Genomic DNA, 6,236 nt, shown 5'->3' with positions numbered 1-6,236 from the left:
GTGCTGCGGACGTTCGGGTGGGTGTCGGTGTCGGTGGCGGTGGTCAGGACGGCTTGGCGGGTGTTCTGGTCGTCCGGCCACCGCTCCCCGAGCACCCGCAGGGCGGTGCTGCGGACGTTCGGGTGGGTGTCGGTGTCGGTGGCGGTGGTCAGGACGGCTTGGCGGGTGTTCTGGTCGTCCGGCCACCGCTCCCCGAGCACTTCCAAGGCCGCGTTGCGAAGGGACGGATCCCAGGGGATACGCGCCTGGCGCGCCGTCTCTTCCCAGTTTCGACTCAGCGCCGCAGCGATTTCGCTGCACTGAAACGCGTGATCCCCCGATGGGATCGCGTAGTACCAGCGGAGGTAGCGGTCCCGGCCGCTCCAGAAGCGGTCGAAGGTCCCGAGGGCCGGTAGGGCTTCCTCGACGGAGACAAATGTTGACTGGCGCAGCGTGGTGGTGAGGGCGCTGATGACGGCGTCGCTTTGGGCGGCTACGGAAAGGTGCCGGTCCTTGGTGCCCGGGGCGGGCGAGGCGCCGATCTCCTTGACCTCGGCCAGGACGCGGATGGCCAGTACCAGCATCGGCACTGACCAACCTTTGGGACTCCTTGCGCGCCGGTGCTGGCGCAGGAGATACGCGATGAAGGCAGCGACGCCGCGCTGATGGAGGTTGCCGGCCACGAGGAGCAGGACTTCGTGCCACGCGGGGTCACCGGCACGCTCGGCCAAGACCCCCACCATCTCGTCACGGCTCCACTCCTCCTCGTGGTAACGCTCCAGAAGCTCGCTGGCGGCCAGGTATTCAAGGAACGTGCGGTGGACGAACCCGTAAACGCCGCCGCCGTAGTGGGCAAGGAGAAAGTTACGGGTGCGCAGCCGGTCGACGACATGTTCGGCGGCAATGTCGGCGGCGGTGCGGGAGATGTTCTGTTCGGTCAGGTAGCTGCTGATGATGCCGGTCAGCTCGGTGTGCTGGATGAACGTGCCGGCGGGCCGGCCCGCACCCTCCTGCATGCGGCGGGCGATGCGCTGCAACACCTTGAGGCGTTTGTCGACGTTGAGCCACTCCAGTGCCTGGGCGGCCTCTCCGGCGACCGGAGAGTGGGGGGCAAGGAATTTGGCATCCCTGTCCCACTGCTCGATGAGGACCTCCACCGCGTGGGCGTAGACTTCGCGGCGCTCGCGGGGGATGGTCTTACCGAGCCCCATGGACGCCAGGACGGTCAGCAGCAGCGGGTTGCCCGCCAGTTCCGCCACCGCCCGAACCCCCCGCACCGCGCCGAGCAGGCGTTGGGTGAGTTGGGAGGCGAGGGAGAAGTTCGCCGGATGGGCGGCGGTGTACCAGCGGCGGATGAACTCCTCGACCTGCCCGCGCTCCAGGTCTTGGAGCATCACCTGCGCGAACCCGGCCGCGGTGAACTCACCAGCCCGGTAGCCGTACTCCCGCGACGTCACGACCACACGCACGTCTGGGTGGTCGGCGGCGAACGCGGTGATCCGCCGAGCGGTCTCCGCCCGCACGGCCGGATCGAACACCTCGTCCAGGCCGTCGAAGAACACCACGGCACGCCCCCGCGCGAGCAGACCCTCCAAGACCGGCCGCGTCAGGCACATCCGGTCCTGCCGGTCGACATGCTCCAGGAAGTCCTCGATCGTCCGATCACGCCACAGCGCCTGCGCGTACTGCCGCAGCTCCACCACCACCGGCACCAGCCCCGACAGCCCGGCGAGCTCCGCCGGCATCTCCTCCAATGCTCCCGCCAACGCCAACGCCGTGTACTTCGCCAGCGTCGACTTCCCCGCACCCGGATCGCCCAGCACCACCACCCGCCGGCCCCCCTCACCCGCCAACACCTCCAGCACCGGCCGCGCCGGCTGAGCGTGGTAGGCCTTGCGCAGGGCGCGGGCCGCCTCGACCTCCATGCTCGGCGGCAGGTCGGTGTCCACCAGCTCGTGCGCCGCCAGCAGCCTGCGCACCTCACCCGGAACCTGCGCCACGTGCGGACGGCACAGCTGCGGCATGAACACCTGCCGCACCTCAATCACCGGCTGCTCACCGGCACTGCCGGAGGACCCCAGGACATCGAGATTCAACCGACGGTGTACCTCCCGCACCCGCCGCCGGTACTCCTCCACGGCCCTCGCCCACTCAGCGGCACGCACCTGGTCCTGCGCCACGGCATCCCCGACGCCGCCCGCGCGGACGGCCTCACGCTCTGCCCGGGCCCCGTCCAGCAACCGCTCCCACCGGGACCGCTCCCCGCGCAGCCACCGCTCCTCCACCCGACCGTCAGCCGCCAGCGAAGGGGCACCCGCCCACGCCGACCACACCGCCACCACCGCCAGCAACACCTCGGCGTCCTGCGGAACCTGCGCCTCACCCGCACGGCCAGTCGGAGGAACCCACGAGCTGATCCGCTTCCCGGCGAACGTCTCCGTCCCAGCACGCCGGGTGCGCCGTACGGCCTTCTCCAGCTCCAGTTGCCCGCACAGGGCCGGCTGAGCCTTGCGAGCCTGCTCCGCCCTCTCCTTCAGCTCACGCAGCCCCAGATAGAGCGCCAACCGCTTCGGGCCCGGCTCCAACAGCTCGTTCTCCGGCATCGTCCGGCCCGTCCCGTCCCTCGCCCGCCTGCGCCCGCCCCGCCCGCAGCAGGGCTGGCGGGTACCGCGACCCGCCACCGCTGACCAGCAGCGTAGTGCCCACCCCGCCCTCCCCGCCCGCATCTTGGGACACCCCGCCTGCCCTGATGCCACATTCAGAGCCAACGCCGGGCCCGGCACCCCAACACCAGCGACCACCCGAAAGGACACCCGCCATGCACAACAACCCCGCCCGCAAGCCCGACCCCGCCCACACCGGCGCCGACACGGCACCGGACACCCCGCCCGCCCCCGCCGGCACCTCCATCCTCCGCCAGACCGGGCGTACCGCCCTCCTCTCCCTGGCCGCCACCCCCGCCCCGATCCTGATCGCCATCGTCGACTGGTGGCTGAAGACCCACTAACACCCACCCCAGATGGGCGTGGCTACCTCCCACTACGGGCAGCCACGCCCATCAGGACCGCCCCCCACCGTCCTACGCCCACTCGACTCCGTGTTCGGCGAGTTGGGCGAGCTGGCCCGGGGTGAGTTTCGCCCGGCGGGCTTTCTGGTTGTTGAGCCAGGTGCCGAGCGCGAAGTGCGACACCACGACCCGCTCCTCACCGCCGGGGCCGGCCTCCACGGCCTTCAACGGTTCCTTGTGCGGGCGGGGCACCCGGGGGTGCCGTTCCCGCTCGACGAACTGGGCGAGGGCGGCCAGGCCCTGCTGGAACCGGTCGGTGCGGGACACCTTCGGCTTCGCCTCGGCGGCGGCCTTGGCGGCCACCAGCTCCTGGTCCTCCTCGATGCCGATCGCCGTCAGCAGGTCCCGCTGATCCTCCTCCAACTCGGGGAAGCCGGCCCGCTGTGCCTGAACCCAGCGGCCGAGCTGCTCACCCTCGAACACCGTCGCCTCTGGTAGCTGCGCCCAGTCGACCCGCCCGTCGCTGTCGAGCCACCACGCCCGGGCGACCGCGTAGGCGCGCTGCCAGGTGATCGGCCATGCCGGGCACCAGAACGGGTCGATCTCCTCCAACGCCCGCCGCCGCTCCGGCGCGAGCGCCCCCGGCTGCCCGGCCGGTACCTGGGCCGCGGCCCGCAGCTCGGCGAGCCAGGTGCCGATGGCGTATCCGCCGATGGAGGCGCGCGCCGGCGCCGCCAGGCTGCCGCTGTGGCCCTTCGCCCAGACCCGCGCCCAGTCCAGGCCGGCCTCGAACCGCGCGTCCGACACGGACCAGATCATCCCGAGCGCGTCCAGCATCTCCACCCGGTACGTCGCCAGTTCACCGGCCGCATTCTCACTCCGCCGGTCCGACAGCCACTTTCCGAGCGGGTAGTTCCCGTTCTCGCCAACGAGTGCCGAATAGGGAACGTCCAGGCCGCCGGTCTCCTCGAACCATTTCCGCGCGTGGCCGAGCCCCTCGCGCCACAGCTGCGTCTCGCCGACCAGCACCCGCGTGGCGATGAACAACGCGAGCACGTTCTCGTCCACCGGCGACTGGAACCGCACCGGCAGCGTGAACGCCCCCGACCCACCCGCACCAGAACCGGCCTCACCAGGTGTGGAAGCCGCCTCAGCGCTTCGCCCCTTGGTCCGCTTGCCGGACTTCTGCGGCACCGCGAGAGCCTCCACCACCCTGGCGTCGTGAGACCTCAAGGCAGTCAAAATACGAACCAGCGGCGAATAGCTGTCCGACTCCAGAATGTCCCCCGGCTGCTCCCCGGGCTTGAGGAAGACCGGGACGATCAGGCTGGCGGTCTTTCCCTCGCCGGGCTTCATCCGGAGGGCCCGGCCGATGGCCTGGACGATATCCACCATGCTGCCCCGGCCCTGGAGAAGAATTGAATCCGCATTCGGGATGTCTACTCCCTCGCCCAGGACCTTGCACTGGGACACGATCCGGTGCTTCAGCCCGTCGTCCTCCTCGCCCTTTCCGAAGTCCCCGATGACCTCCTTGCGGAAATCAACATCGTGCTCACCGGAGAGCCACTGCGCCCAGAACTCAGCAGGGTATTTCTGCGGGTTCTCGAAGTGCAGCTTCTCGACGGTCTGGTTCAGCGTCTCCGAGAAGTAGCGGGCCTCGATCGTGCGGCCGTGGAACGTGATGCACCGCTCCAGACCCCGCTCCACGACCGTCTTGACGAGCCCGGCCTGGATCGCCGCGAGCCGCTCGACCGGCACCTCGTCCTCACTCCCGTCCTCAGCCTCGCCCACCCCGGGACCCCACGGCACACCCTGCTGCTGCGCCTTGTCCCGGTCGCCGAGCGGGTCGCGCAGCTCCAGGACCACGATCTCGAACGGGGCCAGCAGCTTGCGGTCGATGGCCTCCGCGAGGCCCAGGGAGTACACGTGCGGGCCGTAGACCCGCCCATCGTCCATGGACACCGCCAGCTCCTGCGGCAGCGGCTGGTAAGCCCCTTCCCGGCCCTTCACCGGCCGCTTGGGCGGTGCCCAGATCCGCGGGGTCGCCGTCATGTACAGCCGGCGCTCCGCGGGGATCGCAGCCTGGTCGTGCACCACGGTCCAGGCCTTCTCCACGCTGCCGGAGGAGCGGTGCGCCTCGTCGCAGACCATCAGCCCGAGCGGGGGCAGCAGCTCGCCCTGACGCTCTGCCCAGTACTCGTAGGCGTCGGCGACCGCGCCGACCGACGTGTAGGTGGCGAAGATGGTGGTCGGCCGGCGGTGCTTCGCGGCCTGGGACAGCCACATACCGATCGCCAGCGGGCTGGTGGACGCCATCACCCCGTACGGCAGCTCACGGTCGACCAGCGAGCAGATCGCGTGCATCTCCCCGGAACGCCCGGCCGCCCGCCACGAGCCGACCATCTGCACCAGCAGGTCCAGCGTCGGCACCACGACCAGGACCACGCCGCGGGGCACCAGCTTCTGGCCGGCCGCCGCCCCCACGTAGCTCTTGCCGGACCCGGTGGCCATCTGCACGGTCACCCGCAGCCCGTTCGGGGCGGGGTGCCCCGGACGGGGCGTCAGGCCCCGCACGATGGCCTCCAGGGCCTCCTCCTGGTGCCCGCGCAGCGAGATGCCGGCGGCTGCCTGAGCGGCCATCAGGCCGGGCTTCACGACGTCCACGAAAACGTGTCTCCCCTCACCCATCCCCGAGCCCGCACACGGGACCACGCGGGAAATGCTGGCAGTGCCCTACTGATACATTCGACAGATCGGCGAAAGAATCCCGTCAACCGGAATTCAAGCCCGATAGAAGCGACTATCCGGCAGGATATCAGTCCCCAGTCACGAAAACTGGCGAATACCCGAAAGGGGCGGGTCCGGACCCCGCTTCCGGCGGGATCACCTGACGTTCCAAGACTGATACAGCAAGGACCGTTGCTCACCCCGCCAGGGTAGCGCACCCCGGTCCTTCGAGAGGCCGAAACAGTGGCCTGGACCACGGTCTAGACCAATCCTGGGGGAGTGAAGCCGACCCGCACGCGCCCCCGGCGCCCACCCTCCTCCCAGTGAGCCTGTCTTGAGTTCAGCCAAAGACCCAGTTCAACTGTGTGATGAGGCATCAGCCCACCGGCCTCATGGAGCGAAGCGGAGTGAGGCCGGCCCCGAGCGCGGAGCGCCGGGGCGCCCGGGCGAAGCCCGGGCGCGGACACGCGGAGCGGGTCCGCCGGCCGTCCGAAGGACGGCCGCGAACGGAGGGCCGAACGCC

Annotated in this window: 3 protein-coding genes; 1 reads left to right on the top strand and 2 read right to left on the bottom strand. The window is 70.3% G+C overall.

The genetic code is table 11. The features are described 5' to 3' along the window. The coding region (locus ACFWA9_RS04235) for an NACHT domain-containing protein (protein ID WP_380382936.1) at positions 1-2,582 on the bottom strand (2,582 nt) is incomplete at its 3' end. Positions 2,583-2,797: 215 nt separating this feature from the next. On the opposite strand from ACFWA9_RS04235, the gene ACFWA9_RS04230 reads away from it, so the two are divergent. After that, entirely contained in the window at positions 2,798-2,986 is a 189-nt protein-coding gene (locus ACFWA9_RS04230; protein WP_380382934.1) for a hypothetical protein, read from the top strand. Between the two features lie 72 nt (positions 2,987-3,058). Here ACFWA9_RS04230 and ACFWA9_RS04225 read toward each other — a convergent pair whose 3' ends face one another. Beyond that, complete coding sequence (locus tag ACFWA9_RS04225) at positions 3,059-5,650, bottom strand: Helicase associated domain protein (protein ID WP_380382932.1); 2,592 nt, start codon at positions 5,648-5,650, stop codon at positions 3,059-3,061. Between the last annotated feature and the right edge of the window lie 586 nt (positions 5,651-6,236).

Source organism: Kitasatospora sp. NPDC059973 (genome assembly GCF_042737525.1).
In the GTDB taxonomy this organism is placed as follows: Bacteria; Actinomycetota; Actinomycetes; order Streptomycetales; family Streptomycetaceae; genus Kitasatospora.
This window is presented reverse-complemented; position numbering and strand designations above follow the sequence as displayed.

Coding starts and splice junctions, on each gene's coding strand:
- ACFWA9_RS04230 (WP_380382934.1), top strand. CDS start 2,798: ATGCACAACAACCCCGCCCGCAAGCCCGACCCCGCCCACACCGGCGCC.